The organism is Amycolatopsis sp. H20-H5, from assembly GCF_035828755.1.
Lineage (GTDB): Bacteria > Actinomycetota > Actinomycetes > Mycobacteriales > Pseudonocardiaceae > Amycolatopsis.
On sequence record NZ_JAYMZS010000065.1, the window covers coordinates 1 to 25,830 of the forward strand.

General features: G+C 71.1%; 25 protein-coding genes and 2 pseudogenes. 8 read left to right on the forward strand and 19 right to left on the reverse strand.

Features of this window, described 5'->3' with window-relative positions:
* The 5 genes from QMK34_RS29190 to QMK34_RS29205 form a co-directional block, all read right to left on the reverse strand.
* A partial coding sequence (locus tag QMK34_RS29190) for a HAMP domain-containing sensor histidine kinase (protein ID WP_326417717.1) occupies window positions 1–993 on the reverse strand: 993 nt, incomplete at its 3' end.
* Window positions 990–1,673: a response regulator transcription factor gene (locus tag QMK34_RS29195; protein WP_326417718.1), complete on the reverse strand. Its 684-nt coding sequence runs from the start codon at window positions 1,671–1,673 to the stop codon at window positions 990–992. The genes QMK34_RS29190 and QMK34_RS29195, both read right to left, overlap by 4 nt.
* Window positions 1,674–1,726: 53 nt before the next feature.
* A complete protein-coding gene (locus QMK34_RS29200; protein ID WP_326417719.1) occupies window positions 1,727–2,263 on the reverse strand; it encodes a carboxymuconolactone decarboxylase family protein in 537 nt (178 codons plus the stop codon).
* Window positions 2,264–2,336: 73 nt separating this feature from the next.
* Window positions 2,337–2,510, reverse strand: coding sequence for a hypothetical protein (locus tag QMK34_RS47955; protein WP_442785246.1), 174 nt, complete (start codon window positions 2,508–2,510; stop codon window positions 2,337–2,339).
* Window positions 2,511–2,698: 188 nt separating this feature from the next.
* On the reverse strand, window positions 2,699–4,447 hold the full coding sequence (locus QMK34_RS29205; protein ID WP_326417720.1) for a glycosyl hydrolase family 18 protein: 1,749 nt from the start codon (window positions 4,445–4,447) through the stop codon (window positions 2,699–2,701).
* A 320-nt stretch (window positions 4,448–4,767) separates the two neighbouring features.
* On the opposite strand from QMK34_RS29205, the gene QMK34_RS29210 reads away from it, so the two are divergent.
* The 5 genes from QMK34_RS29210 (at window position 4,768) to QMK34_RS29230 (ending at window position 10,854) form a co-directional block, all read left to right on the forward strand.
* The gene (locus QMK34_RS29210; protein ID WP_326417763.1) at window positions 4,768–7,347 is read left to right on the forward strand and encodes an FtsX-like permease family protein; all 2,580 of its coding nucleotides are present in this window, start codon (window positions 4,768–4,770) and stop codon (window positions 7,345–7,347) included.
* Window positions 7,340–8,035, forward strand: coding sequence for an ABC transporter ATP-binding protein (locus QMK34_RS29215; protein ID WP_326417721.1), 696 nt, complete (start codon window positions 7,340–7,342; stop codon window positions 8,033–8,035). Before QMK34_RS29210 ends, QMK34_RS29215 begins: the two co-directional genes overlap by 8 nt.
* Window positions 8,032–8,721 carry an ABC transporter ATP-binding protein gene (locus tag QMK34_RS29220; RefSeq protein WP_326417722.1) on the forward strand — a complete coding sequence of 230 codons (690 nt, stop codon included), beginning with the start codon at window positions 8,032–8,034 and terminating at the stop codon, window positions 8,719–8,721. The genes QMK34_RS29215 and QMK34_RS29220 overlap by 4 nt, the downstream gene beginning before the upstream one ends.
* A gap of 162 nt (window positions 8,722–8,883) precedes the next feature.
* Window positions 8,884–9,963, forward strand: a complete 1,080-nt coding sequence (locus QMK34_RS29225) for a GDSL-type esterase/lipase family protein (RefSeq protein ID WP_326417723.1) — start codon at window positions 8,884–8,886, stop codon at window positions 9,961–9,963.
* 33 nt (window positions 9,964–9,996) lie between these two features.
* On the forward strand, window positions 9,997–10,854 hold the full coding sequence (locus QMK34_RS29230) for an NAD(P)H-binding protein (RefSeq protein WP_326417724.1): 858 nt from the start codon (window positions 9,997–9,999) through the stop codon (window positions 10,852–10,854).
* Window positions 10,855–11,029: 175 nt separating this feature from the next.
* On the opposite strand, the gene QMK34_RS29235 is transcribed toward QMK34_RS29230, so the two are convergent.
* The 7 genes and pseudogenes from QMK34_RS29235 to QMK34_RS47960 form a co-directional block, all read right to left on the reverse strand.
* Entirely contained in the window at window positions 11,030–11,329 is a 300-nt protein-coding gene (locus tag QMK34_RS29235; protein ID WP_326417725.1) for a hypothetical protein, read from the reverse strand.
* Window positions 11,316–11,546, reverse strand: coding sequence for a hypothetical protein (locus tag QMK34_RS29240; RefSeq protein ID WP_326417726.1), 231 nt, complete (start codon window positions 11,544–11,546; stop codon window positions 11,316–11,318). The genes QMK34_RS29235 and QMK34_RS29240 overlap by 14 nt, the downstream gene beginning before the upstream one ends.
* A 46-nt stretch (window positions 11,547–11,592) precedes the next feature.
* Complete coding sequence (locus QMK34_RS29245; protein WP_326417727.1) at window positions 11,593–12,048, reverse strand: Lrp/AsnC family transcriptional regulator; 456 nt, start codon at window positions 12,046–12,048, stop codon at window positions 11,593–11,595.
* Window positions 12,045–13,187: a M24 family metallopeptidase gene (locus tag QMK34_RS29250; protein ID WP_326417728.1), complete on the reverse strand. Its 1,143-nt coding sequence runs from the start codon at window positions 13,185–13,187 to the stop codon at window positions 12,045–12,047. The genes QMK34_RS29245 and QMK34_RS29250 overlap by 4 nt, the downstream gene beginning before the upstream one ends.
* A gap of 43 nt (window positions 13,188–13,230) precedes the next feature.
* Entirely contained in the window at window positions 13,231–14,463 is a 1,233-nt protein-coding gene (locus QMK34_RS29255) for an MFS transporter (protein ID WP_326417729.1), read from the reverse strand.
* Window positions 14,460–14,792 (reverse strand): hypothetical protein, encoded by a 333-nt coding sequence (locus QMK34_RS29260; RefSeq protein ID WP_326417730.1) that lies wholly within the window; start codon window positions 14,790–14,792, stop codon window positions 14,460–14,462. The genes QMK34_RS29255 and QMK34_RS29260 overlap by 4 nt, the downstream gene beginning before the upstream one ends.
* A 102-nt stretch (window positions 14,793–14,894) precedes the next feature.
* Window positions 14,895–14,972 (reverse strand): annotated as a pseudogene (locus tag QMK34_RS47960) (ArsR family transcriptional regulator); the annotation flags it as partial.
* A 95-nt stretch (window positions 14,973–15,067) separates the two neighbouring features.
* Between QMK34_RS47960 and QMK34_RS29270 the strand changes: the two are divergent.
* Entirely contained in the window at window positions 15,068–15,952 is an 885-nt protein-coding gene (locus QMK34_RS29270; protein WP_326417731.1) for a hypothetical protein, read from the forward strand.
* A gap of 11 nt (window positions 15,953–15,963) precedes the next feature.
* Here QMK34_RS29270 and soxR read toward each other — a convergent pair whose 3' ends face one another.
* Window positions 15,964–16,452, reverse strand: a complete 489-nt coding sequence (soxR, locus tag QMK34_RS29275) for a redox-sensitive transcriptional activator SoxR (RefSeq protein ID WP_326417732.1) — start codon at window positions 16,450–16,452, stop codon at window positions 15,964–15,966.
* A 55-nt stretch (window positions 16,453–16,507) separates the two neighbouring features.
* On the opposite strand from soxR, the gene QMK34_RS29280 reads away from it, so the two are divergent.
* The gene (locus QMK34_RS29280) at window positions 16,508–17,047 is read left to right on the forward strand and encodes an NADPH-dependent FMN reductase (protein ID WP_326417733.1); all 540 of its coding nucleotides are present in this window, start codon (window positions 16,508–16,510) and stop codon (window positions 17,045–17,047) included.
* A gap of 157 nt (window positions 17,048–17,204) precedes the next feature.
* Window positions 17,205–18,155 (forward strand): 5'-3' exonuclease, encoded by a 951-nt coding sequence (locus QMK34_RS29285; protein ID WP_326417734.1) that lies wholly within the window; start codon window positions 17,205–17,207, stop codon window positions 18,153–18,155.
* Window positions 18,156–18,647: 492 nt separating this feature from the next.
* Here QMK34_RS29285 and QMK34_RS29290 read toward each other — a convergent pair whose 3' ends face one another.
* From QMK34_RS29290 to QMK34_RS29315, 6 genes and pseudogenes are all read right to left on the reverse strand, one after another.
* Window positions 18,648–19,808, reverse strand: a complete 1,161-nt coding sequence (locus tag QMK34_RS29290) for a GNAT family N-acetyltransferase (protein ID WP_326417735.1) — start codon at window positions 19,806–19,808, stop codon at window positions 18,648–18,650.
* 31 nt (window positions 19,809–19,839) lie between these two features.
* On the reverse strand, window positions 19,840–20,247 hold the full coding sequence (locus QMK34_RS29295; RefSeq protein ID WP_326417736.1) for a DUF4333 domain-containing protein: 408 nt from the start codon (window positions 20,245–20,247) through the stop codon (window positions 19,840–19,842).
* A gap of 32 nt (window positions 20,248–20,279) precedes the next feature.
* Window positions 20,280–21,497 (reverse strand): GNAT family N-acetyltransferase, encoded by a 1,218-nt coding sequence (locus tag QMK34_RS29300; protein WP_326417737.1) that lies wholly within the window; start codon window positions 21,495–21,497, stop codon window positions 20,280–20,282.
* A gap of 42 nt (window positions 21,498–21,539) precedes the next feature.
* Entirely contained in the window at window positions 21,540–22,331 is a 792-nt protein-coding gene (locus tag QMK34_RS29305; RefSeq protein ID WP_326417738.1) for a DUF4333 domain-containing protein, read from the reverse strand.
* A gap of 106 nt (window positions 22,332–22,437) precedes the next feature.
* Window positions 22,438–25,215: a DEAD/DEAH box helicase gene (locus QMK34_RS29310; RefSeq protein ID WP_326417739.1), complete on the reverse strand. Its 2,778-nt coding sequence runs from the start codon at window positions 25,213–25,215 to the stop codon at window positions 22,438–22,440.
* A 101-nt stretch (window positions 25,216–25,316) separates the two neighbouring features.
* A pseudogene (locus QMK34_RS29315) lies at window positions 25,317–25,830 on the reverse strand (sphingosine kinase); the annotation flags it as partial.

Here is a 25,830-nt window from a genome sequence, read left to right on the forward strand (position 1 = left end):
GTCCTCGTCGCCCAGCACGACGGCGTCTCCGCCGCCGACCTCGACGGTGACCTCCGGGGCGAGCAGCCCGGCGCGGTCGGCCTCCGCGTGGGCCAGTGCGAGCAGGTGCACCGGCACCCGCCGGATCTCGGTCCCGGCGTCGAGCCTGGCCAGGTCCAGCAGGTCGCTGACCAGTTTCGCGGCGCGGCGGGACTCGCGGATCACCAGCAGCTGCAACCGTTCCCGGTCCTCGGGCGCCGTGCCGGGTGTCTGGTGCAGGGCGGCTTCCGCGGCGGCCTGGACGCCCGCCAGCGGGGTGCGCAGCTCGTGGGCGGCGTCGGCGACGAACCGGCGGGTGCGTTCCTCCGAAGCGCGAGCGGTCCGCTCGGCTCCTTCCAGTGCGTCGAGGGCGGCGTCGAAGGCTTCGGCGGCACGGCCGAGTTCGGTGTCCGTGCGGGTGGGGGCGAGCCGCCCGCCACGGCCGCCGGACACGATCGAGCGGGCCAGCCGGGTCATCGCGTCCAGCGGGGACAACGCGAATCTGACCCCGGCCAGCAACGCGACCGCGGTGATCACGATCGCCGCCAGCCCGGTGAACAGCAGCAGCTGCCGCAACGTCCGTTCCGCACCGGCGATGACCGACTCGTCCGCGGTCAGCGTCAGCTTCGCCCCGTTGATCCTGACCGGGCCGTTCAAGGTCGCCTTCACCTGCCGCAAGGTGGTACCAGGGAGCTCGTCGGGAGCGCCGAGCACGGTGCCGTCCGGCAGCGTCAGCGACGACCGCAGCCCCCGGGTTTCCACCCGCCGCAGGAGGTTCTGCGGGGACACGTTCTGTTTCGCCAGCTGCTGGGCCAGCTGGACCCGCCCCGCCAGCAGCCCGTTGACGTCCCGCTCGGCCTGCGCGCGGAACACCGCGTTGACGACGAACCCGACGACCACCAGCACGACCACGAGCACCACAAGCGCGGTGACGGTGACCCGGCGGTAGAGCGACACCGTGCGGAGCCCGCTCATCCGGCGTCGCTCCGCAGCACGTAGCCCTGCCCGCGCACGGTGTGCACCAGCCGCGGGCCGTGCGCCTCGAGTTTCTTGCGCAGGGTGCTGACGTTGACCTCCACCAGGTTGTCGGCGTAGTCGCCGTAGCCCCACACCGCGGTGAGGATCTGGGTCTTCGTCACCACGCGGCCGCGATGCGTCGCCAAGTAACTCAGCAGCTTCCACTCGGTCGAGGTCAGCTCGACCGGCGCCGTCCCGTGCCGGGCCATACCCGCTTCGACGTCGACGACCAGGTCACCGACCTCTACCGCGGGCCGGGTGCGGCCGGTGCGGCGCAGCACGGCCGTCACCCTGGCGACGAGCTCGGCCAGCACGAATGGCTTGAGCACGTAGTCGTCCGCACCGTCACCCAGCCCGCGCAGCCGGTCTTCGACACCGTCGCGTGCGGTGAGCATGACCACGCCCGAGGCCGACTGCCGCCGGATCGCGCGTAGGAGCTCGAACCCGTCCCGGCCGGGCAACATCACGTCCAGCACGACGAGATCCGGCCGGAACCGCGAGAGCTCCTGTTCCAGCTCACCGCCGTCGGGCAGCGCTCGGACGGCGAACCCGGCGGCCGTCAGCGCGGTCTCGACCGAGACCCGGATCGCCTCCGCGTCCTCGACCACCAGAATCCGAGGCTCGGTGTGAACGGCCATGCGGGCAGCCTAGCGAAACAAGTCCTGATCGGACCGTTGTGGTGAAAGGACGTTCAGATCCCGGTGTAGCCGCTCACGAACAGCTGCTTACCGAGCTGCTCGTACACCGCGGGATCGTCGGGCGCCACGGTCGCGAGCCCGTCGACGTACCGGTTGAACATGCAGAACGCCGCCGCGATCAGCACGGTGTCGTGGATCTCGAGGTCGGCCGCGCCCTGGGCGCGGGCCGCGTCGACGAGCTCGGTGGTCACGGTCTTACCGCCTTCCCGGACCGCGAGCGCGACGTGCAGCAGGGCCTTGAGCTTGGCAGGCACCGGGGCGTCGTCGACCCCCTGCCAGGCGGCCTCGACGACCGGCATCCCGCCGTCCAGCGCGGCACCGGCGACAGCGCCATGGCTGCACGAACAGAACGTGCAGTCGTTGCCCCGCGACACGACCGCCGCGATCAGTTCCCGCTCGCCGACCGACAGGCTGCTCGGGCCCCGCAGCAGCACTTCGGCGAACTGCCCCAGCGGCGCGGCGGTCTCTGGCCGGTAGGTGAACAGGCCTCGGATACCGGGCAGTTCGGGCGAAAGCGGGATGTGGGGCACCGGGACCTCCTGGGCAGCCAATCGGGTCTCCAGTATCGGCAGCCGGGCGCCCGCATCCGCACTTCCCGCGTGCTCACCTCTGTCCCCGTCGCTCCACGTCGCCGAACTCCGTGTTCTTGTCAGTCACGGCCAGTGCCCGAATCTGGTCCGGCGTCATCCCGACGATGTTCCGCAGGTCAGCGCCGGTCAGGTCAGCCCCACTCATCTGGGCGAGACGCGCGCGGTGTTTCAGGACGCATCCGACCAGGAAAGCACCCCTTGGGTGGTTTCAGACTGACCCAAACGGCTAGTGGTCCCGCACCGCCCGTCCACAAAACGCGATCGTCACGGGCGCCGGGCTCAACCTGCTCCGGCGAACGCTTCTATCCGGTGCGGGCCACTCGACGACGAAGTGGACGACGAAGTGGACGTGGAGGTGGCCCGCACCGCCGGGCACTAACTGATGGTGAAGTCGTCCGCGTAGACCGACCCCTGGCCGTACCAGCCGTGGGCGAACACCGTCACCGCGCCCGACGCGCCGGTGGTGAACGGCACGGACAGTTGCGTCCAGCCGGTCGACGAGGTCCAGGTGCTGGCACTCGCGCCGCCGCTCACCCCGAGATAGGCATAACTGCCCTGCACCCAGGCCTTGAGCGTGTACGCGTGGTTCGGTGAAAGCGTGACGCTCTGGCGTGCCTCGCCGGTCTGTGACCCGGTCGCCGCGAGCTGCAACGCGTGTGTGCCGGAATGCGCGGGGCTGCCCACCACCGCGTTCCCCGCGTCGCCGGTCCACGGGCTGAGCGCGCCGGATTCGAGCCCGCCGTTGATGAGCACGCCGGTCGGTGTCGCACCGTTCACCGTCAGCGTGTACGTGCTCGTGTGGCTGCCGGACGCGGCGGTGCCCTTGACCGTGAGCGGGTAGGTGCCGGGGACGGCGGCCGCGGTGGTCGAGACCGACAGGGTGGCGCTGCCGCCGGCGGTGACCGAGGCCGGGCTGAGCGAGGCCGTCACTCCGGCGGGCGCGCCGCTGACGGTCAGGTTCACCTGCTGGGCCGAGCCGTTGGTCACCGCGGTGGCGACCGTGGCCGTGGTGGCGCCGCCGGGGTTCACGGCGCCGGTGGCGGGGTTGGCCGACACCGAGAAGTCGTTGGCGGGCAAAGGAGTGCCGCCGCCGGTGAACGGCGCGAACGTCTTGCTGAACTGCCAGGTGCTCTGTGCGACGCCGGAGCAGCTGTCCGAGCCGCCGGTGCCGGGGCAGCCGCCGTTGTCACGTTGCAGTGCCCAGAACGAGAGCGTGTTGACGCCCTTCGACACGGCCCAGTCGTAGACGGTGGTGGCGTCGGCGGTGGTGAAGGTTTCGGCGGGGCCGTAGTCGTCGATCCCGATCATCTCGGTGATGCCGACCATCCCCCACAGTTGGGCCTGGGTCCGGCCCGGGTAGAGCGAGCCCAGCTCGGAGACCAGCCCGGTCGCCGACGTCTGCGTGTCGGTCGCCATCTGGTGGGTGGCGCCGTCGTAGTAGTCGAAGGTCATCATGTTCACGACGTCGACGCGGGCGCCGTTGCCGATCGCGTTGCGCAGCACCGCCAGTCCGTTGTCCGCGAGCCCGCTGGTGGTGGTCGGCAGGGTGTAGGAGAACTGGATCGAGCGGCCGTTGGCCGCGGCCCAGTCCTGGGTCTTCTTGATCGCCTTGTTGCGGCGGTCGATCCCGGCGGAGTTGGTCAGTGAGTTGTCCTCGATGTCCAGATCGATCCTGGGCACGTCGTAGGTGGTGATCACGTTCTCGAACACCGCGGCGATGGAGTCGACGTTGGTGCAGCTGTCCGCGATCTCGGTGCCGGTGTTGTCCGCGGTGTAGCCACCGAACGACGGGATGACGTCGCCGCCGCGTGAGCGGATGGTGGCGATGTCGGCGCCGAAACTCGACTGGGCGACCGGCATTCCGCTGTCGCCGTTCCAGTAGGCGGTACACGAGCCCTTGGTCGCGGCCTGCAGGAAGGCCATGGTGAGGTGTTTGACGCCCGACTGCTGGGCCAGCGCGGCGGGACTGTCGCCGTTCCACGCTTCGAAATAAGGCGCGAAGACATGGGCGGGCAGGGCGGTGGCCGCGTGCGCGACGCCGCCCCCGGTCACGATGAGCCCGGCGGTCGCCGTGGCGGCGGTCAGGGCGGTGAGCAGTTTCCTGATCGGTCTGCGTGCACGCATAAACGCTCCAGTACCAGGGAGTAGACGCGTCCGGAGAGGCCTTCGGCCGCGGAGATGCCCCCACAATTGGACTAGACCACCTGCGTGTCAAGACGGTCAGGTCCGACCGGCCGACGACGAAAGTAGGTGAGCTGATGATCCGTTGTCACCGCGCGTGCGGGTTTGGTGATCCTTGGTGTCAGGGAACTTCCGCCCAGCAGCTCCAGCAGGGTGACACTGGGCAACGAATGTGACAATTCTCTGGGACCCGCCTCATCCAACCGGTAGCGTGCGCGTCCATGCGGGTGAGGCGGGGGACTTTTGGTGGACCGAAAGTGACGATGCCCTGGCGTGCCGCGCCCCGGGCGGCGTTGTCCAGTCCACTGACCATGATCGTCGCCGCGGCGACCGCGTTGCTGGCCTGCTTCCTGGGCACCGCGGCGGTACTGCAGGGCTCCGCCGCGGGCAGCGCGACCATCGCCTATCAGGCGTCCACCAGCTGCCCGGACAGCTACGGCCCGGTGTTCGGCAAGTCCTACCCCTCCCCCGCCGACGTACCCGCGATCATCGACACCGTGCGCCGCCACGCCCCCGCACAAGGTTTCAGCGCACCGGTCTCCGCCCGCTACACCCCGGTCCTTGGCAACACCGAGATGAACGGCGACCCCAATTACAAGGTCCGGCTCGCCTATCGCGACCAGGCCGGTCTGGACAACCTCGGTCCCGTCGAGGGCACCAGCGCACCCGGCGGGCTGCTGCTCGGCCAGGTCATCGGCTCCGCCGAGCACCTCGGCGTCGGCACCAAACCGGTGATCCGGGGCGTCGGGCTGCCGCCGGTCGTCGGCCTCTACCGCGACCTGCTCGACCCGCCGCCGCGGTGGTGGTGCTCCCAGCAGCGCGGCGCGGTGGTCGACCGCCTGGCGAACGACCCGATCGACTCGATCGTGTTCACCACCGACGCGAAGACCTTCCAGGACACCGTCGCCGCGCTCAAGCTGCCGAAACTCGAGAACCTGCACATCTCGTTCTACGAGCCCGTCCCCCGCACCCTCAGCGACGCCGAGGACCTGGTGGCCCGGTCCAACGCACTGGTCGCCGACGTCGAAGCCGATCTCGCGCGCCAGGGGCTGGCCGGCGCGGTGACCAGCTCGGTGCCCTTCGACCGGTCGGTGGTCATCGCCCAGCAGGCCAGTGAGAACGTGCTGGTCTCGATCCTGCCGCTGGCCGCGATCAGCGTGCTGGTCGGCTGCGCGGGCATCGGGACCGTCGCCCTGCAGTGGTACCAGCGGCGACACGCCCAGCTGCGGCTGCTCTGCGCGCGCGGCAGCGGACCGGCCGGGCTCGGCGGGCTCGCCGTCGCCGAACTGGGCCTGCCCATCGTGCTGGGCGGCGCCGCGGGAGCGGTGCTCGCCCGCCTGCTGCTCAGGGTCTACGGCCCACCGGGCGAGGCCGACCCCCGCTCGTACCTGCTCGGTTTCGGGGTCGCGGGCGGGGTACTGCTCCTGTCCCTGCTCCTGCTCGCCGTCGTCGTCGGGGTGCGGGCGCACCGCGAGTTCGAACTCGGCCGGGTCCGCACCCGCGGCAAGCGGCTGCGCCTGGTCGGGCTGTACTTCCCCTGGGAACTCGTCACCGCGGCCGTCGCGGTAGTGGGCTGGAACCGGCTCGTCGGCTACGGCTCCGGATCCCGGCTGGGTAATCCATTACCGCAGGTGGACCCGATCGCGCTGACCTATCCGGTGTTCGTGGTCCTCACCGCGGGCCTGCTCACCGCGCGAGTGGCGTGGGTGCTGCTGCGGCTGTCCCACCGCGCGCGGTTCTGGTCGCGGCCCGCGCTGCAGCTGGCCATCCGGCGCCTCGCCAGCGCCCGCGCCCCGGTCACCGGGGTGCTCGTCATCGGCACGCTCGCCGTCGGCACCCTGGCCGCGGGGCTCGGCATCGCCGGCGGCCAGGAGGACGCGCTGCAGACGAAATCGGGGATCTTCGTCGGCGCCAACAGCCGCGTGGACACCGAAACACCGGTCGGCACCGGCGCCAGGCCGCTGCCGTCGGCGTTGACCGGCACCAGCACGATCGTCGGTGAGCTGACCGGCACCGGCAGTGTGGTGCTGGTCGTGGACCCGGCGACCGTCCGGACCGGCGCGGAACTCTCGGCGTTACCCCGTGAAGACGTCGACAACCTGCTCGCCAAGATCGACGTCCCGCCCGGCGCGACCGTCCCGGCCATCCGGATCGCCCACGGCGCGAAGCAGACCACGATGCTGGGAGGTGGTCTCCCGCAGGCGTCGGTCGTCGGCGACCTGCCGGTGTTCCCGCTGATCGGCACGAAACCCGGTTACGTCGTCTCCCGCACCGCGCTCACCCCCGCGCAGCTCCGCATCGTTCCCAAGTGGAGTGTCCTGTCCAGCTCCCCGCTGGCGACCGTGTCCGAGGCACTGTCACAGGCCGGACTCGTCCAGCCGAACCGGATCAGCCGCGACTCGGCACTCGACGGGCTGCCGTTCTACGTCGTGTCCTGGACCTTCTCCTTCGTAGCGCTCCTCGGCGCCGTACTCGCCGCCGTCGCGGTGCTGGCGCTGCTGGTGGCGGTGGAGGTGCGCAGACGCCAGAACGCGCTCGCCGGGGCACTGGTGCTGCGGATGGGCATGCGGCCACGAACGCTGCTGGCCAGCCATCTGCTCGAACTCGGGGCACTCAGCGCGATGGCGGTCATCACCGGAGTCGCGTGTGGACTGTCCGTCGCCGGGCTTTCGGTGCCCCGCTTCGATCCGGCGACGTTCCTCGCGCCGCGCTCGGAACTGCCCGACCCGGCCTCGTTCGTCTTCACCGTGTTCGGCATCGGCGTGCTCGTGGTGGCGCTGGCCGGCTGGCTCGCGGTGCGCTCGGTGCGCACCGCCCGGACCGCGGAGCTGATCCGTGCCTGACAAACCCATCTTCCAGCTGCGCGACATCGGCGTCGACTACGTGACCCCGGCCGGCACCGTGACCGGCGTCGACGGCGTCAGCATCGACGTCCCCGCCCGCGGCATGACGGTGCTCGCCGGGCCGTCCGGCTCGGGCAAATCGACGCTGCTGCGGGTGCTCGGACTGTTCGAGCAGCCGGCGAGGGGCACGATGTCATTCCAGGGGGCCGACACCGCGAAGCTGCGTCACCGCGAGCGCCGGGCGCTGCGGCGCGACCATCTCGGGCTGGTGTTCCAGAACCCCACCGACAACCTGCTCGGCTACCTGCGGGTGGCCGACAACCTGCGCGCGGCCGCGGAATCCGCGGGCACCACCTGCCGTCCCGACGACATCCTCGAGCAGCTGGGGCTCGGCGGCACCGGCTCGTGGCACATCTCGGCACTTTCGGGCGGTCAGCAGCAGCGGCTCGCGTTCGGCTGCGCGCTGGCCCGGCGCTCCACCGTGATCCTGGCCGACGAACCGACCTCACAGCTCGACGAGGCCTCGGCCGATCTGGTGCTCGACACCCTGCGGTACCTGGTGGACCAGGATTTCGCGGTGCTCGTGGCTTCCCACGACGACCGGCTGATCAGCTTGGGTGCCCGGGTGGCCCGGCTCCACAAGGGCGCCCTGGAGGGTGTCGAACACCGAGGGGACGAGCTGTCATGACCGAAACCGTGCTGCCAGAGCCGGCGCTGGAGGCCATCGATCTGCGGCGCCGGTTCGCCCATCCCAGCGGCGACGTCGAGGTCCTGCGCGGCCTCGAGCTGCGGGTCGCGGCCGGGGAGCTCGTCACCGTGTCCGGGCGATCGGGTTCGGGCAAGAGCGCGCTGCTGGCCCTGCTGTGCGGGTTCGACTCCCCCGACTCCGGGTCCGTGCTGCTCGACGGCGTGCCGATCTCCGGCATCCCGCCGTGGCACACCTGCGCGGTGCTGCCGCAGGCGCTCGGCCTCGCCAACGAGCTGACCGTCGCCGAGAACGTCGCCCTGCCCCTGCGGTTGCGCGCCGACCTGCCCAAGCCCGGCAACGCCGAGGTCGCCGCCAGGGTGGCCGAGCTGCTCGGCGAACTCGGCATCGGCGAGCTCGGCGAACGGTATCCGCTGGAGGTGTCGTTCGGGCAGCAGCAGCGGGTGGCGCTGGCCCGCGCGGTGAGCGGGCGGCCGCGGGTGCTGCTCACCGACGAGCCGACCGCCCACCTCGACGCCGGAAGCACCCCCCGCGTGCTCAAACTGCTGCGGCGCTGCGCCGAGGAGGGCGCCGCCGTCATCGTGGCGACCCATGACGACGAAGTGCACCGCATCGCCGATCGGCGGGTGCGCCTGCGCGACGGCGTCCTGACCGCGCTGCTCGACTGAAGCCGCCACCCAGAGCGGCCCGGGTTGTCGCGCTCTCGCAAGGCTTCCGCATGAACGCGTGGACACGTCCGGTCCCCCTCGTTGTTCGAGACGAAAACCCCGGACGAATTCTCAGCGCCCATACCGCACCGCCGATCGGAAGATCCGTAGACTGCGGAGGCGATGCGACGTATTCGGTGGTGGTGGGGTGCGCTGGTCCTGATCTTCGTGGCAGCGCTGGTGGGGGTGTTCGCCTTCTCGGGCTCGGAAAGCCGCGTCGGCCGGCCGCTGCCGAGGCAGGGGCCGCCGGGGACGGGCCCGCTGACGATCGTCTCGCTCGGGGACAGCACGGTTTCGGGCGAAGGGGCCGGAAACTACACAGCCGACACCAACGGGAGCAAGGGTGACTGGTGTCACCGCTCCCCCGCCGCGTTCGTCGACCAGGTGAAGATCCCCGGGGTCGTCGAGCACCGCAACCTCGCGTGCTCGGGCGCCCCGGCGGCCCAGGTCGCGCTCGGCGACGTCAAGCAGTGGACCGAGGGCTCGCAGGCGCAGCAGCTGGCCACGCTGGTCAAGGACCACCGGATCGCCGCGGTGGTGATCGCGGTGGGCGCCAACGACGATCCACAGTTCTCCGCGCAGGTCACCGGCTGCTTCAAGGCCTGGTTCACCCCGCAGAACCCGCCGTGCCGCACCGGGCTGGCCGCCACCTGGCAGTCCAAAGTGGACGCCATGGTGCCGAAGGTGGTCAACGCCGTCGCGGACGTGAAGAAGGTGCTGGCCCAGGCCGGGTACACCCCGGCGGACTTCCAGCTGGTGCTGCAGTCCTACGCCTCACCGATCGGCCCCGGCATCCCGGAGGAACTGCGCAGCCTCAACGGCTGCCCGTTCCGCGCGGAGGACCTGCAATGGATCGGCCGCGAGGGCATCACCACGTTGACAGGGGGGCTCAAAACGGCAGCGCGGCAGAGCGGCGCCCGGTTCCTTGACCTGTCCCGCGCCGGGATCGGCCACGAGGCCTGCAGCGGTGGCGCCAATCCCGCGACCGAATGGTTCACCCGGCTGACCCTGCAGCTGGCCGACCTCGGCCAGGTCGACCGTGCCTCCCACGCGCTGCAGGAGTCTTTCCACCCCAACGCGGCCGGGCACGCGGAGTTCGCGCGCTGCCTCACCGAGTTCCTGGCCGCGGGCGACGGCAACGCCTCCTGCCTGGCCGGCGCCGACGGAAACCTGCATCCGGCGCCCGAGGTCGTCGCACGTTGACCTCCACTTAGCTGGAGGTTGCAGGCTGGTGGCATGGGAAACGAGAACATCCTGATCCTGGTCACCGGCGCCACCGGCAAGGTCGGCCGCGCGGCCGTGACCGAACTGCTGGCGCGTGGAGCCCGCGTACGGGCCTTCGTCCGCGATCCCGCGACAGCGAATCTGCCCGCCGCGGCCGAGATCGTGCGGGGCGACATCGACGAACCTGCCACGTTCGCCCCCGCGCTCGACGGGGTCACCGGGGTGTTTCTGATCTGGCCGGGCCTCGACGCCGAAGCCGCGCGCCCGTTCCTCGATGCCGCCCGCCACGTCCGCCACGTGGTCTACCTGTCCGCCAGGGGCATCCGCGATAACGCCGCCACGCAGGGTGATCCGATCACCGGGTTCCACGCCGACATGGAACGCCTCGTCGGGAAGAGCGGGCCGGACTGGACGTTCCTCCGTGCGGGCGGGTTCGCGGGCAACACGCTCGGCTGGGCCCACGATGTCCGCACCGAGGGCGTGGTGCGGCAGCCGTACCCGGGGTTGAGCAGGCCGCTGGTGCACGAGAAGGATCTCGCCGAGGTGGGCGCGCTCGCGCTGCTCGAAGACGGGCACGCGGGCCGGAGCTACGACCTCACCGGGCCGGAATCACTGACGCAGCTCGAGCAGATGGACGCCATCTCGGCCGCGATCGGCACCCCGCTGCGCTTCGAGGACCTCGCGCCCGAGGAAGCGAAGAGCACCTTGCTGGGCGGCTTCCCGCCGGAGATCGCCGACGAGATCCTCGACGCCTGGAAGGAAATGGCCACGACGCCGGAGACGGTGAGCACCACCGTGCGAGACCTCCTGGGCCGCCCGGCGACCCCGTTCGCCACCTGGGCGCGCGACCACGCGGACGACTTCCGCTGACCCCGGGTCGAGCAGGCCCGCTCACGGCCTCTGAAGGCCACCTTGAGGTACTCCACGGCGCGGGAGCAAGGGACCTTTGCTCCCGTTTTCCGGGTGGGGCGAAGGCGTGCCGTCAAGGCCACTTCTGGGGCGTTAGACGCTCTCATGGTGGCCTTCAGGGACCGTCAAAGTGTTCTCAGAGGTCGAGGGCGGCGCGCAGGGCGATGTCGATCCGTTCCTGGACCTCGTGGTCGATCTCGGCGATCCGCTCGTCGAACCACGGCCGGTACAGGCGGGTCAGGTTGAGCGTGGACACCCAGTAGCGCGCGTCGACGGCGACGCCGAGAATGTCCTGTGGATCCCTTTCGAGCAGCTCGGTGCCCAGCAGCCACGGGCGCTCCGAGTCGTTCACCCCGTCCGAGGACAGCAGCACGACGGTGCGCTGCCGGGCCGGATCGGTCGGGGGGTGATACGTCCAGACTTCACCCCTGCGCACGCAGATCCTCTTCCGCCGCTGTGCGCTCGGCCTCGTCCGAATCCGCCGCGGCCTCCACTGGAGCCACCGCCTGCGGGGTGTAACCGGTGCGGACCGCCTCGCGCCTGGCCGCTTTGGACAGCCAGGACGAGACCGAAATACCGTGGGCCTTCGCGGCACGCTCGGCGAATTCGAGGGCGCCGCTGTCGAGTGAGAGAGTCACCTTACGGGTTGCCATACCTTTTATCGTACCAGCGTTCGGGCAGAGCGTCGGTTGTCCGTTTCTACAGCCGCGGCGACCGGCCCTCGAAGGGCGTGGACAGCACCACGGTCGTGCGCGTGGACACCTTCGCCGCCTCCCGGATGCGCCGGAGCAGGTCCTCGAGTCCCACTGGTGACGGGACCCGCACCAGCAGGATGTAGGACTCGTCCCCGGCGACCGAGTAACAGGATTCGATCTCGGTGATGTGCCCGAGTCGCTGGGGGTAGTCGTCCGGGGCGGCCGGGTCGTAGGGCGTCAGCGAGATCAACGCCGTGAGTGGCAGGCCGATCTGCTCGCCGTCGAGCCGGGTGGTGTAGCCGAGGATGACCCCGCGCTGTTCCAGCCGCCGCACCCGCTGGTGCACCGCGGACACCGACAGTCCGACCCGCTCGGCGAGGTCGGTGAAGCTGCGCCTGCCGTCGGCCGCGAGCTCCTGGACGATCGACTGGTCCAGCGGCTCCAGCGGGCTGGCGCTCATGCGTCCAGCACGACGAGCTCGTGCGGCTGGTTGTTGAAGGACTCGACGCCGGTCGAGGTGACGACGACGATGTCTTCGATCCGCGCGCCCCAGCGGTTCGGCTGGTAGATGCCCGGCTCGACGCTGAACGCCATGCCCGGCTCCAGCGTCAGCGTGTTGCCCGCGATGATGTAAGGCTCCTCGTGCACGTCCAGGCCGATGCCGTGGCCGGTGCGGTGGATGAAGTACTCGCCGAAGCCGGCTTCGGCGATGACCTCACGCGCGGCCGCGTCGACGCTCTCGGCGGTGACGCCGGGGCGCACGTGCTCGACAGCGGCCCGTTGCGCGCGCTGGAGCACGGCGTAGGTCTCGGCCACGTCCGCGTCGCGCGGTTCGCCGACGGCGTAGGTGCGGGTGGAGTCGGAGTTGTAGCCCTCGGCGATCGGGCCGCCGATGTCCACCACGACGACGTCGCCACGCTCGATGACGCGAGCGGACACGTCGTGGTGGGGGCTGGCGCCATTGGGCCCGGAGCCGACGATCACGAAGTCGGCGTGGGTGTGGCCCTCTTCGACGATGGCGGCGGTGATGTCGGCGCCGACCTCGGCCTCGGTGCGGCCGGGACGCAGCCACTCGCCGATCCGCGCGTGCACGCGGTCGATCGCCGCACCGGCCTGGCGCAGGGCGTCGATCTCCGCGGCGTCCTTGCGCATCCGGAGTTCACGGACCACCGGACCGGCGAGGGTCTGCTCGGCGTCGCCCAGTGCGTCCCGCAGCGAGAGCACGTGCAGCGCGGCGGTGACGTCGCTGACCGCGACGCGGCCCGGCTTGCCGAGCCGATCGGCGACCAGGCGGTACGGGTCTTCGCCGTCGACCCAGGTGAGCACCTCGATGCCCAGTTCGTCGGCCGGGACGTCGGCGTAGCCGGGTGCCTCCAGCTTCGGCACGACCAGCGCCGGGGTGCCCTCGGCCGGGATCACCAGCGTGGTCAGCCGCTCGAACGAACCGCCGGCCTGGCCGATCAGGTAGCGCAGGTCGGAACCCGGCGCGATCAGCAGGGCGTCGGTGTCCGCGGCGGCCGCGGCGGCGCGAGCGCGATCGAGCCGGGCACGCAGGGCGGCAGCGGCGGGGGCAGCGTTGTGGAGGGAGCGGCGCGACATGCACTGGAGCCTAGCCGGATCGCCGGAGACCTGAGGGATCACCTCACGAGCGCGCGAGGACCGGTTCGCCCGCCCGCGCGTCGAGCTGGCGCCACACCCGGAACACCAGCGGGAACGTCGTCGCGACCAGATAGACCGCGCCGAAGGTGAGCAGCACCCCGGTCAGCCCGATCCCGTCGAGCAGCACCCCGGCGAGCAGGGTGCCGACCGGGATGACCGCGAGCGCGCCCGCGACGAGCAGGCTGAACACCCGGCCGCGCAGGTGTTCCGGGACCCGTTCGTAGACCACGGGCAGCAGGATCGGGTTCAGCAGGCCCGAACCGAGCCCGGCGACGCCCAGCCCGATCAGGAGCACCACGGGCGACGGCTTAAGCGCCAGCAGGGCGAACCGGGGCGCGCCCTCGACCAGGAAGCACACGACGTACGTTCCCCAGCGCGAAAAACGGTGACCGATCCAGCCGTAGAGCATCGAGCCGAGCACCGCGCCCGCACCCAGCGCGGTCACCATGACGCCGAGTAGCGCGCTGCTGTGCAGGACTTCGCTGCCGTACGCCGGGTACAGCACGCCGCTGAGCCCGGTGTCGAGGCCGTTGGTGAGCATCAGCATGCCGACGATCGCCAGCAGCAGCCGGTCACGCCGGACGTAGGCGAGCCCTTCGCCCAGATCGGCGAGGTAGCCGCCCGTTTTCTCCCCGGCCACTCGCGCGGCGGCCGGGATCAGCAGGAGCACCAGTGTCGCCGAGCTCAGCAACGTCGTGGCGTCCGCGAAGAGCACGTTCACCGGGCCGACAAACGCGATGAGCGCGCCTGCCAGCGGGGCGCCGATCATCTTCCCGATCCGGTTGGCCGCCTCGACCAGGCTCGCCGCGCGGCCCGCCGGCGTGCCCACGAGCTCGACGACCTGAGCCAGGAGCACCTGTTTCGCGGTGTCTGCGGGCCCGCGGCAGGCCCCCATCAGGAAGGTCAGCGCGAGCAGGCCGGGCAGCGGCAGCCCGACGGTCGCGTGCGCCAGCGGGACGAGCCCGACCGCCAGGGTGGTCAGCAGGTCCGCGCCGACGCTGACCCCGCGCGGGCCGAGACGGTCCACGAGCGGTCCGCCCAGTACCGCGGACAACAGCAGTCCCAGCACCTCCATAGCCGCGACCAACCCGGTCTTGGTCCCGCTGCCGGTGCTCTGCAGGGCGAACCAGGGAATCGCGATCAGGGTCATCGACAACCCGGCCGAGGCGATGCCCGACGCCGCCACCAGCGCGAACAGCGGGACGCGGCGGCTCACGGCAGTTCCGGGCGGGACTGTCTGGGAAACGCGGCCCAGTGGATCCGCACCGGGGTGTCGCCTTCGCGGGCCTTGCGGCGGTAGCGATCGACGATCGCGCGGACCTCGACGTTGAGCGCCCCGGTCTCCTCCGGCGTCAGCGAGAGCGGCGCGCTGTCGAAGGTCACCTTGTCTCGCCAGTGCTCGGGCCACTCCATGAACTCGGCGGCGAACCGGGATTCCTCGGCGTAGCGGTGTTCGACGACGGTGTGCAGGAAGGTGCTGAGCGGTCCGATCAGATCGGGCTGACCTTCCAGGTCTGCGGCGCGCAGGTGGTCCCCGTCGTGCACCGAACGCCACCAGCGTTCGCGCCGGTTACCCCGCTCGGCGTCCTCCTCGACGAGACCGTGCTCGGCCAGTTGCCGCAGGTGCCAGCTGGTGGTCCCGGAGCTCTCCCCGAGCCGTTTGCCCAGCCCGGACCCGGTGGCCGGGCCGTCGGCACGGAGCAGTTCGAGCAGCCGGATCCGCAGTGGCCACTAGCGGTCAGACGGCAGCCTTCGGCTCCGCCGCGCCGCCAGACTGGTTCACCGACGAAAAGCCGAACCGACCGAACGGACCCGAACCGATGACAACCCGATTCGCCGCTCTGCCGCTGCTCGCCGCAGCCGTGTTGCTGACGGGGTGCTCGATCGCGAACCCCAACTCCAGTGAGGTGTCCCTGCAGTACGGCGGCGGCACGTTCGACTCGCGCAAGTTCGTGGAGTGCGAGACCGATCGTGACGTCAGTGACGTGGCCGACGTGCACTACTACTACCCCACCGGGCAGCGGGACTTCACCTTCGGCGACGGCGACGGGGTGGACTCCGCGGCCCTGACCTCGACCACCCAGGATTCGCAGGAGGTCAGGGTGACCGGCACGGTGAAGTTCACCCTCAACACCGACTGCTCGGAGTTCACCGACCCGACCGGGAAGAAGTGGCCGGGCGGGAAGCTGGAGATGTTCCATGAGCTGATCGCCTACAAGTACGACGCGGCCCCGACGGACGGCGGGAGCCAGATGAAGGACGGCTGGAAGGCGCTGCTGCGCAACTACGTGGGCGCCGCGCTGGACCGGGCGACCGACAACGAGGCGCTGAAGTACCCGTGGCAGAAGCTCTACACCGACGCCCCTTCGAAGGCACAATGGGAGCACGACGTCCTCGCGCAGCTTCCGGCGGTCCTGAAAGGCCTCACCCAGGGCGTGGACCTGATGACGGTGAACTCGGTGCTGCTGCAGAAGCCGGGCATCCAGCCGCAACTGGTGCAGGGCCTGACGGACAAGCAGGCGGCCGAGTTGCGCAGCCAGGCGGCGGAGGTGGACAAGCAGGCGGCGGCGAACTTCCCCGGCGGCATTCCCGGTTACCAGGCCTACCAGCAACAGCAGGCCGTCAACGAGGCGATCAAGGCCGGCAAGGTGCAGGTGCTCCCGGTACCGCAGGGTTCGCCGGTCATCGTCTCACCGATCAAATAGGACTCACGCCGTCAGCCGGGGACGACCGCGCAGTCCTGGTCGTCCCCGCAGCCGGGCAGCCGTCGCGGGCCGGGGCCGAGCTTGCCCAGCGCGTCGTGCGGGTTGGCCAGCTGGCAGCGGTCGATGGACAGGCAGCCGCAGCCGACGCACCCGGTGAAGTCGTCGCGCAGCTGCTGCAGGCGCGCGATGCGGGCGTCGAGCTCGGTGCGCCAGTGGCGCGAAAGCCGCTCCCAGTCCGTCCGGTTAGGCGTGCGGCCCCCGGGCAGTTCGTCGAGCGCCTCGCGGACCTGGGCCAGCGGGATGCCGACCCGCTGCGCGATGCGGATCAGCGCCACCCGCCGGAGCGTGTCCCGGCGATAACGCCGCTGGTTGCCCGCGGTCCGCGTGCTGGTGATCAGCTTCTGGCGCTCATAGAAATGCAGCGCAGAGACGGCCACCCCGGCGCGCCAGGACAGCTGCCCGACCGATAGTTCCTTGGTTTCCCAGTGGACCTGATCCATTGTTTCCCCCTTGATCACTTGACCTGAACAATAGTTCAGGTTCTACGTTTCGGATATGACTACTTCACCAGCCCAGTACCAGCTCGCCGTGATCGTCGGCAGCGTCCGGCCCGGCCGCTTCGCCCCCGTGATCGCCAACTGGTTCGTCGCCCACGCCAAGCAGCGCGGCGAACTCGTCCTGGACATCATCGATCTCGCCGACTCCCCCGACGAGTTCACCACCCGCGTCGGTGCCGCCGACGCGGTCGTCGTGATCACCCCCGAGTACAACCACGCCTACCCCGGCCCGCTCAAGACCGCGATCGACACCGTCGGGCGGGAATGGCACGCCAAGCCCGTCGGGTTTGTCTCCTACGGCGGGATCTCCGGTGGCCTGCGCGCGGTCGAGCAGCTGCGCCAGGTCTTCGCGGAACTGCACGCGGTCACCATCCGCGAGACGGTCAGCTTCCACAACGCGGGCGGGTGCTTCGACGCCGACGGCCGCCCGCTGGAGTCCGAAGCCGTCGAAACCGCGGCCACCGCGCTGCTCGACCAGCTCGGTTGGTGGGCGGAGGCGTTGCGGACCGCCCGCGCCGTGCGGCCCTACGGCTGGTGAGCCCGGCCGCGTAGCGCCCCGAAGCTGGTCATCCCAGCGGAAACCGGCTGCCCGGCCACCCGGCCCGCCGAGCAGTGGACGGCACTGACGGACGGATCACCCGGGTGTGGCCGGTGACCGGCACCCGGACCGTCGCCGGACATGGCAGGCTGTCCGGGTGACCGGACCCCTCGCTCTCCTCGACTCCGCGAGCCTCTACTACCGCTCGTTCTACGCGCTGCCCGACTCGATGACCGCCCCGGACGGGACCCCGGTCAACGCGGTCCGCGGGTTCACCGACACCGTGGCCCGCATCCTGACCGACCGGCGCCCGTCGCGGCTGGTGGCCTGCCTCGACGCCGACTGGCGCCCGAAGTTCCGCACCGACCTGCTGCCCAGCTACAAGGCGCACCGGCTCTCACCGGAGAACCCCGAAGGCGGCAACGTCGAAGAGGTGCCCGACATCCTGACCCCGCAGGTGCCGATCATCCTCGACGTGCTCGAGGCGTTCGGGCTGGCGACCGCGGAGGCCGCGGGGTACGAGGCCGACGACGTCATCGGCGCGCTGGCGACCCGCGAGCAGGACGCGCCGGTCGAGGTGATCACCGGCGACCGGGACCTGTTCCAGCTCGTGCGCGCCGAGCCGACGCTGACGTCGGTGATCTACGTGGGCAAGGGCTGGGCGAAGGCCGAGGTGCTCGGCCAGGCCGAGATCGCCGAGAAGTACGGGATCCCGGTGGACATCGCCGGGCCCGGCTACGCCGACATGTCCGTGATGCGCGGCGATCCGTCCGACGGGCTGCCGGGCGTCACCGGGATCGGTGAGAAGACGGCGGCGAAGCTCATCACGCAGTTCGGTTCACTCGACGCGCTGCTCGCGGCCGCTTCCGCGGGCGACGCGAGTGTCCCGCTCAAGACCCGGCTGCGCCTCGCCGAGGCGGCCGACTACCTCGCCGTCGCGCCGACGGTGGTCCGCGTCGCCATCGACGCGCCGGTCGTGCAGTCCCGTTCGGACCAGGTCCCGAGCGTGCCCGCCGACCCGGACCGCATCGCCGAGCTGGCGGAGCGGTGGAACCTCGGCCGTTCCGTCGAACGGCTGCTGGCCGCGCTGCCCGGAGCCACCGGGTAGCGCGGATCAGCCGAGGAGTTCGTGGCCGAGGGCGGTTCCGGGCAGCGCGGTGGGCCACTCACCTCGGCGTCGTCGGTACCTGGTTCGAGCACAGCCTCGACCAGTCCGGCAGGCCGGGCTACAGCCACGGTCGGTGGATCCGCTCAGAACGCGTCTGAGAACGGACGCAGCAGCCGCCGCTCGAAGCCTCGAGCACCTGTCCTTCGAAGCCGCTTACCCTCCACAAAGGACGGTAAGTCTACCCATTCGCCCGTTTCGTACCGCCATGACTGTTTCATGTGTGCCCCTGAAGGCCACCATGACAGCGTTAAACGCCGTGAAGGCTCCCATCAGGGCACACGGCAAACCTGGGGTCGCGACTGAAGGGGACTTACCCTCGACTCAACCTTGCAAAAGTCCCCTTCACCAGAACAGACCGCGTGAAAGTCCCCGTCAGTCACGCGGCCCCAGGCGCCAAACTGGACGACATGACATCAGTTTCCGGACGTCTTCTCAGAAATAGGTGCCGTTCCAGGGCCGGGCCGAGGTCCGGAACAGCTCGTCGGCACGGCCGAGCGCGTCCTGGTCGAGCACCTCGATCCGGCCCGCCCGGTCCAGTGTGCTCGCCCGCCATTCACCCAGGTACAGCATCGCGAGCGCCTCGACGTCCAGGCGGAGTCCGGCGGGCTCCCCGGTACGGCACGCGCCGTCCGGGCCGACGACATACCGCCCGTTGTTGCCGGGCAACTGACGATCGACGACGTCGAGCATCACCGGTGCGGCCGGGGTGTACGAGCGGGCTTCGAGCGCGGCGGCGACGTCGACCAAGCGCAGGACAGGTGGTCCTGGACCGCCGTCGTGCGGCAGGCCCGAGGGTCGGTCAAGCAGCGTGTCCACGTGCTCGTCCATCGGCCGGTCGCGGGCCAGCACCGCGGAGACCAGGTCGACCGACAGCAGGAACCGCCACAACCCGTCGACGGCCAGGGGGTTCGCGGCGTGCAGGTACCGGACCTCCAGCAGCGCGCCGAGGTTCGGCGTGCGCTGGTCGAGCGCGCGGTACAGGACGTACCCGTCGTCGCCGTCCGGTCCACTGTGGACCGCGACCCGGTGGGGTTGCGGTGCGGTGACGTACTTGTCGTGCGAGGGCGACCACCAGCCAGGGGGCCGGGTGATCATGCCGGGCCGGAACAACCCGATGCGGCCGCACAGTCCGGGGATCTCCTTCACCGCCTCGTCAGCCGTCAGCAGGCGCACCTCGCCACCCGCGCGGACCCCTTCGCGGAACCGGGCGGCCGGGCGCTCGACGTGCAGGGTCTTGCCGAGCACAGCGACGCCGTAGCCGAAGCGGCCGTAGATGGTCGCCTCGCTCGCGTGCAGGCTCGCCAGCACCACACCGCGCGCGGCCAGGTCGTCGAGTTGCGCGCCCATCAGCGCGGTGAGCACGCCGCGGCGGATCCGGTCGGCGCGGACACCGACCCCGTCCACCGCGGCGGCCGTCACGCGCCGTCCGCCGGGGACGAGCATCTCGGTGACGAACGAACTCGCGACGCCGATCGGGGCGTCGCCCTCGAAGGCGCCGAACTTGCCCGCGGCGGGCCAGGACACAGCCGAGCTCGCCCAGGCCTCGTCGGAGGTCGGCGGCCGGTGCAGTGCCTGCGCGAGGACGGTCAGCATGGCCCGTTGTTCACCTTCGACCGGCGCCGATTTACCCGGGGGCACCGACCTGGTATTGGCCGTCGTCACCGGTGACGGTGATCGGGATCTGCTTCTCCTTGCCCCCGACCGACACCGTGCAGCTGAAGGCGGTGGCGTCCCGGACGGCCTGGCCCGGCGGGCAGGTGACCGCGCCGACGTCCTTGAGCTTGTAGGTGCCGGTGAGGATCTTGGCGATGTCGGCCTGCATGACGGTGGCGTCGAAGACGCGGCCCGGCCCGGTGGACGGCGGCTTGGTCGCGGCCGATCCCGAGGCCCCCGTGGGGCTCGGTGCGGTGGTCGTCGCCGTGGCGGTGACCGTCCTGACCGGTGTCTGGGGAGCCGGCATGGTGCTACACGCGGCCAGAAGCGCGACACCGGCACAGCACAGCCCCGACACCCCGATGGTGCGCCTGGTCAAGCTCGAACACCCCCGAAGCGTGATCACGAAAGTCAGAAGAAAGTACCGCACCACGCGGCGCGGCGCGTACCGAACAGCGCATCCGCCCGGTCGAGCACCCGCGGGTCCCTGGCCTCGATGCGGCCGACCGCGGCCAGCGCCGACGCGCGCCAGGCGCCCAGGTAGAGCATCGCGAGCGTGTCGACCCCGAGGCGCAGGTCCGCGGGCTCGCCGGTGCGTAGCGAGCCGTCGGCGGACACCCGGTAGCGACCGGAGTTGCGTTCCAGCAGCGGATCGACGACGTCCAGCACGATCGGCGGGCCGTCGTACTCCCCGTACTCACGCCCGTCGAGCGCGACGTCGACATCGACGAGCCGCAGCCACGTTTCGTCCATGGTGCCGGTCACCCGGCACTGGCGCGGGTCGGTGAACAGCAGCTCGACGGGCTCGTCGAGCGGGCGCACCCCGGCGGTGATCGTGTCGACGAGGTCGACCGACATCAGGTAGCGCCACAGCCCGGCGAAGGCGGCAGGCGAGGTGTGGCGGAAGTGCGTCACGTCCAGCGTGGCGGTCTCGCGGGGAGCAGGCCGCTCCACCCGGTAGACCGCGACACCGGTGACGCCCTCGGCTTCCCGGTGCACCACGGTCACCACGGGTTCCTTGGCGCGCCGCGCGTCGGCCTCGTAGGCCACCCAGCTGTACGGCGGGCGGTTCATCAGGCCCGGGCGCGCGTCCCGCGGCGGGGTGACGGCGTCGTAGAGCTCGGGCCAGCGGCCGACGGCCTCGTCGAGCTTGATGACCGTCACCTCGCCGCCGTCGGGGATCTCCGGCCGGAACCGGGCGCGACGGCGGTCGACCGAGCAGTTCTTGGCCAGCGTCGCGACGCCGTACCCGAACCGGCCGTAGATGGCCCCCTCGGACGCGCGCAGTGACGAAACGGCCATGCCGCGAGCGGTGAAGTCCTCGAACTGGGCGCGCATCAGGGCCGACAGCACGCCACGCCGGGTGCGGTCCGGCCGGACACCGACCCCGGTCACCGCAGCCATCGGCACCTTCCGGTCGCCGGGCACGGTCAGCTCGGCGTCGAAGGACCGGGCGGTGCCGATGAGCTCGCTGTCGAACGCGCCCAGCGTGCGGCCGGGCTGGAAACACCCGCGCGCCAGCGCCCATTCGCCGTCGGTCAAGTCGGCGACGTGCAGGGTGGCGCGGAAGAGGTCGGCTGCGGCCCGATTCTCCTCGGGCCGCAGCTCGCGCACGGTGTGGTCGGTCATGGGTCGATCATCGGCGACGGGACCCCGCGACGGCCACTCGGATCACTTGGTGGCTGGCGGTGCGACCTCGTAGTTGCCGCCGGTGCCCTTGACCGTGATCGGGACCTGCTGCTGTTTGCCCGCCACGGTCGCGGTGCACTCGAACTTCGCGCCGTCTTTGACCTCCTGCTCCGCGGGGCAGGTGACGCCGGTGACGCCTTCGATCTTGTAGTCGGTGGTGAGGACCTTCTGCACGTCGGTCTGCATCTGGGTGTTGTTGAACACCTCGGTCTTGAAGAATCCGGGTGCGACGAAGCCGAGGATGCACACCGCGGCGATCACCACGACCAGCCCGCCGATGCCGAGCAGCAGGCCCTTCTTCGACTTGCCCTTCGGCTCACCCTCGGCCGGGGCGCCGGGGTACTGGCTGTAGTCGTACTGACCGGGCGGGCCCGGCTGCTGCTGGCCGTACGGGACCTGCTGCGGCCCGCTGGGCGGGTACGCCCCACCCGGCTGCTGCTGGCCGTACTGCGGCTGCTGCTGCGAGGGGTCGTACGGCTGCTGGGGCTGCCCGTACTGCTGCTGGGACGGGTCGTAGGGCTGTTGCGGCGGCTGCTGGGGGTAGCCGGGCTGCTGGCCCCACTGCGGTTGCTGCGGGGCCTGCTGCGGCTGCCCCCACTGCGGCTGGTCCTGCGGCGGCTGCTGGGGCTGTTGAGGCTGCCCTGGCTGACCCCACTGGGGCTGCTGCTGCGGTCCACTCGGCGGGTAGGCACCACCCGGCTGTTGCCCATACTGCGGCTGCTGCCCCCACTGGGGCTGCTGCTGCGGGTCGTTGCCGCCATACGGCGTGCTCATCTTTCGCCTCCGCCTGATTCGCCTGCTTCAGTGACGCCTGTGCACAGTGTCGTGCGCGATCCAACCACAGGTCGGGGCCGGGCACACGCGTCCACGCTCACATCGCTCACGCGCTGCCCGCCGCGACGACGCCCCGGCGCAGCGCGCGAACGGCCTCGGCCGCCGCCGCGCCCACCGGGTCAGCCTTGCCCAGTACGTTCCGGATCTGGTCGAGCATGTCGATCACCATCCGGCACCAGCGGACGAAGTCGCCCGCCGAAAGCTCCTGCCCGTTCGCCTCGGCCGCGGTGAGCACCTTCTCCAGCGATTCCCCGCGCGCCCACCGGAACACCGGCCAGGCGAACCCCGCGTCGGGCTCCCTGGTGCGGTCGAGCCGGTGCCGCTGCTCGTCCTCGACCAGCTCGACCCACAGGCGGGTGGTCTCCTGCCAGGCCTGCGGCACCGGGCCGCCGGGCAGGCGGGGCTCGCCCGCGGTGTCGCGGCGCGCCTCGAACACCAGCGTCGACACCACCGCGGCCAGTTCGGGCGCTTCGAGGCCCTTCCACACGCCATTGCGGATGCACTCCGCGGCCAGCAGGTCGGACTCGCTGTAGAGGCGGGTGAGCCGCCTGCCGTTCTCGGTGACGCGGTCCTCCCCCTCGCCCGCCGACTCCGGGCCGAGGTAGCCCCGTTCGCCCAGCAGCCGCAGGATGCGGTCGAACGCGCGGGCCAGCGAGTGCGTGGTGGCTGCGACCTTCCGTTCCAGCTGCTCGTTCTCGGCGGCGAGGCGCTGGTGGCGCTCCACCCAGCGCAGGTTGGCCTCACGCTCGGCCAGCCCGTGGCAGGGGTGCGAGCGCAGCGCGCGGCGCAGGGCGGCGAGCTCGCCGTCCTCGTTGGCGCCGGAACGGCGTTTCTGCTTGCCGGGCAAGGAGATCCCGGCGTTGCGCAGGGTGGTGGCGATGTCGCGGCGGGTCTGCGGGGAGCGCAGCTCGATGTGCTTGGGCAGCCGGATGTTGCCCAGCGCCTCGAGGGGGGAGGGGAAGTCCGCCGCCGACAGCGGCCCGGACCACCTGTCCTCGGTGACGACCACCGGGCGGGGCTCACGGATCGGGTCGAGGCCGGGGTCGACCACCACGGCGAGCCCGGCGCGGCGGCCCTGCGGCACCGCGATGACGTCGCCCTTGCGCAGCTTCTCCAGCGAATCCGCGGTCTCGGCCCGGCGGGAGGCGACGTTCTGCCGCGACAACGCCTTCTCCCGCGCGGAGATCTTCGCGCGGAGCTCGACGTACGCCTGCATCTCGTCGAAGTCGCCGGAGATCGCGTCGGCGTAGCCCTTGAGGGCTTCTCTGTTGCGGTCGATCCGCCGGGAGGTGCCGACGACGGACCGGTCGGCCTGGAACTGCGCGAACGACTGCTCCAGCAGGCCACGGGCGGCGTCCGCGCCGACCTGGGCGACGAGGTTGACCGCCATGTTGTAGCCGGGCCGGAACGACGACCGCAGCGGGTAGGTCCGGGTGGAGGCGAGCCCGGCGACCTGCTTCGGGTCCATCCCCGGCTGCCAGGACACCACCGCGTGGCCCTCGACGTCGATGCCGCGGCGCCCGGCGCGGCCGGTGAGCTGGGTGTACTCCCCCGGCGTCAGGTCCACGTGGGCCTCGCCGTTGTACTTGACGAGCCGCTCCAGCACGACCGTGCGGGCGGGCATGTTGATGCCCAGCGCGAGGGTCTCGGTCGCGAAGACGGCCTTGACCAGGCCCTTCACGAACAGCTCCTCGACGGTCTCCTTGAACGCCGGGAGCAGGCCGGCGTGGTGCCCGGCGATGCCGCGCTCGAGCGCCTCGCGCCATTCCCAGTAGCCGAGCACGCCGAGGTCGCCCTCGGGCAGGCCGGCGGTGCGCTCGGCGACGACGCGGCGTACCGCCTCGACCTCTTCGGCGTCGTTGAGCCGCAGCCCGGCGCGGACGCACTGGGTGACGGCCGCGTCGCAGCCGGCGCGGGAGAAGATGAACACGATCGCGGGCAGCAGCGACGCCGAGTTGAGCCGCTCCACGACCTCGACCCGCGATGGCGGCCGGAAACGCGGGCCCCTGGACTGCGGGCCGCGGCGCCCGCGCGGGCCGTGCAGCCCGGCTGGCGCGAAGTTGCGGCCGACCTCTTCGGTGCGGCGCAGCAGGCTCGGGTTGATTCGCAGCTCGGCGCCGGGATCGTCCACGTCCTGCCCGGCGAACAGGTCCATCATCCGGTTGCCGACCAGCATGTGCTGCCACAGCGGGACCGGGCGGTGCTCGTCGACGACCACGGTGGTGTCACCGCGGACCTCGACCAGCCACTCGCCGAACTCCTCGGCGTTGCTCACCGTCGCGGACAGCCCGACGACCCGCACGTGCTCGGGCAGATGGAGGATGACCTCCTCCCAGACCGCGCCGCGGAACCGGTCGGCGAGGTAGTGCACCTCGTCCATCACCACGTACGCCAGCTCGTCGATGGTGGACGAGCCCGCGTAGAGCATGTTGCGGAGCACCTCGGTGGTCATCACCACGACCTGGGCGCCGCCATTGATCGACGTGTCCCCGGTGAGCAGGCCGACCGCGTCCGCGCCGTGGCGGGCGACGAGGTCGGCGTACTTCTGGTTGGACAACGCCTTGATCGGTGTCGTGTAGAAGCACTTACGCCCCTCGGCCAGCGCCAAGTGCACCGCGAACTCACCGACGACGGTCTTGCCCGCGCCGGTGGGGGCGCACACGAGCACGCCGTGACCGTCCTCCAGCGCGCGGCAGCCGCGGATCTGGAAGTCGTCGAACTCGAAGGACACCTCGGCGGCGAACCGGGTCAGCTGCGGGTACTGCGCCCGGAGCTTGGAGGCCGCGTAGGCCTCGGCAGGAGTAGGGGAAGGGCTAGTGGCCACCTCGTCAGGGTTCCACACCCCACCGACAGTTCGCACTCGGTGTGACCATGACCCGGCCCGGCCGCGACGTCGAAAGTCCCCTGAAGGCCACCAATACGGCGTTATACGCCGTCATGGTGGCCTTCAGGGGCTTGGACGACGGTGAGCGCGCCGGGTTCGCAGCGCAGGCCGGTCGGCAGGGCGCCGATGGGCTCGCCGTCGGCGTAGACGGGCCAGCCGACGCCTTCGAGGTGGACCTCCCGCGCCCGCAGTGTGCGGACCGCGGGGTGCGTGAGGTGTTTCCCGGCGCGCAGCCTGGGCAGCATGCTCAGCAGCTCACGCCGGGTGGCCTTGCCGACGACGGTGACGTCGAACAGGCCGTCGGCGGGGTCGGCGGCCGGGCAGATCGGGATTCCGCCGCCGTAGAAGGGGGTGTTGGCGACCGCGATCAGGGTGGCGTCGAGGTCGAGGGACTCGGCCTCGGTGCGGATGAGGACGGGCCGGGCGTGGAACGCCGCGAGTTCGGCGAGGATCGCGAGGTCGTAGCGGCGGGGTCCGGCGGGCCAGGGCAGCCGGTTGGCGCGTTCGTTGACGCAGGCGTCGAAGCCGGTGCACGCGACGGTGGCGAACCAGGTG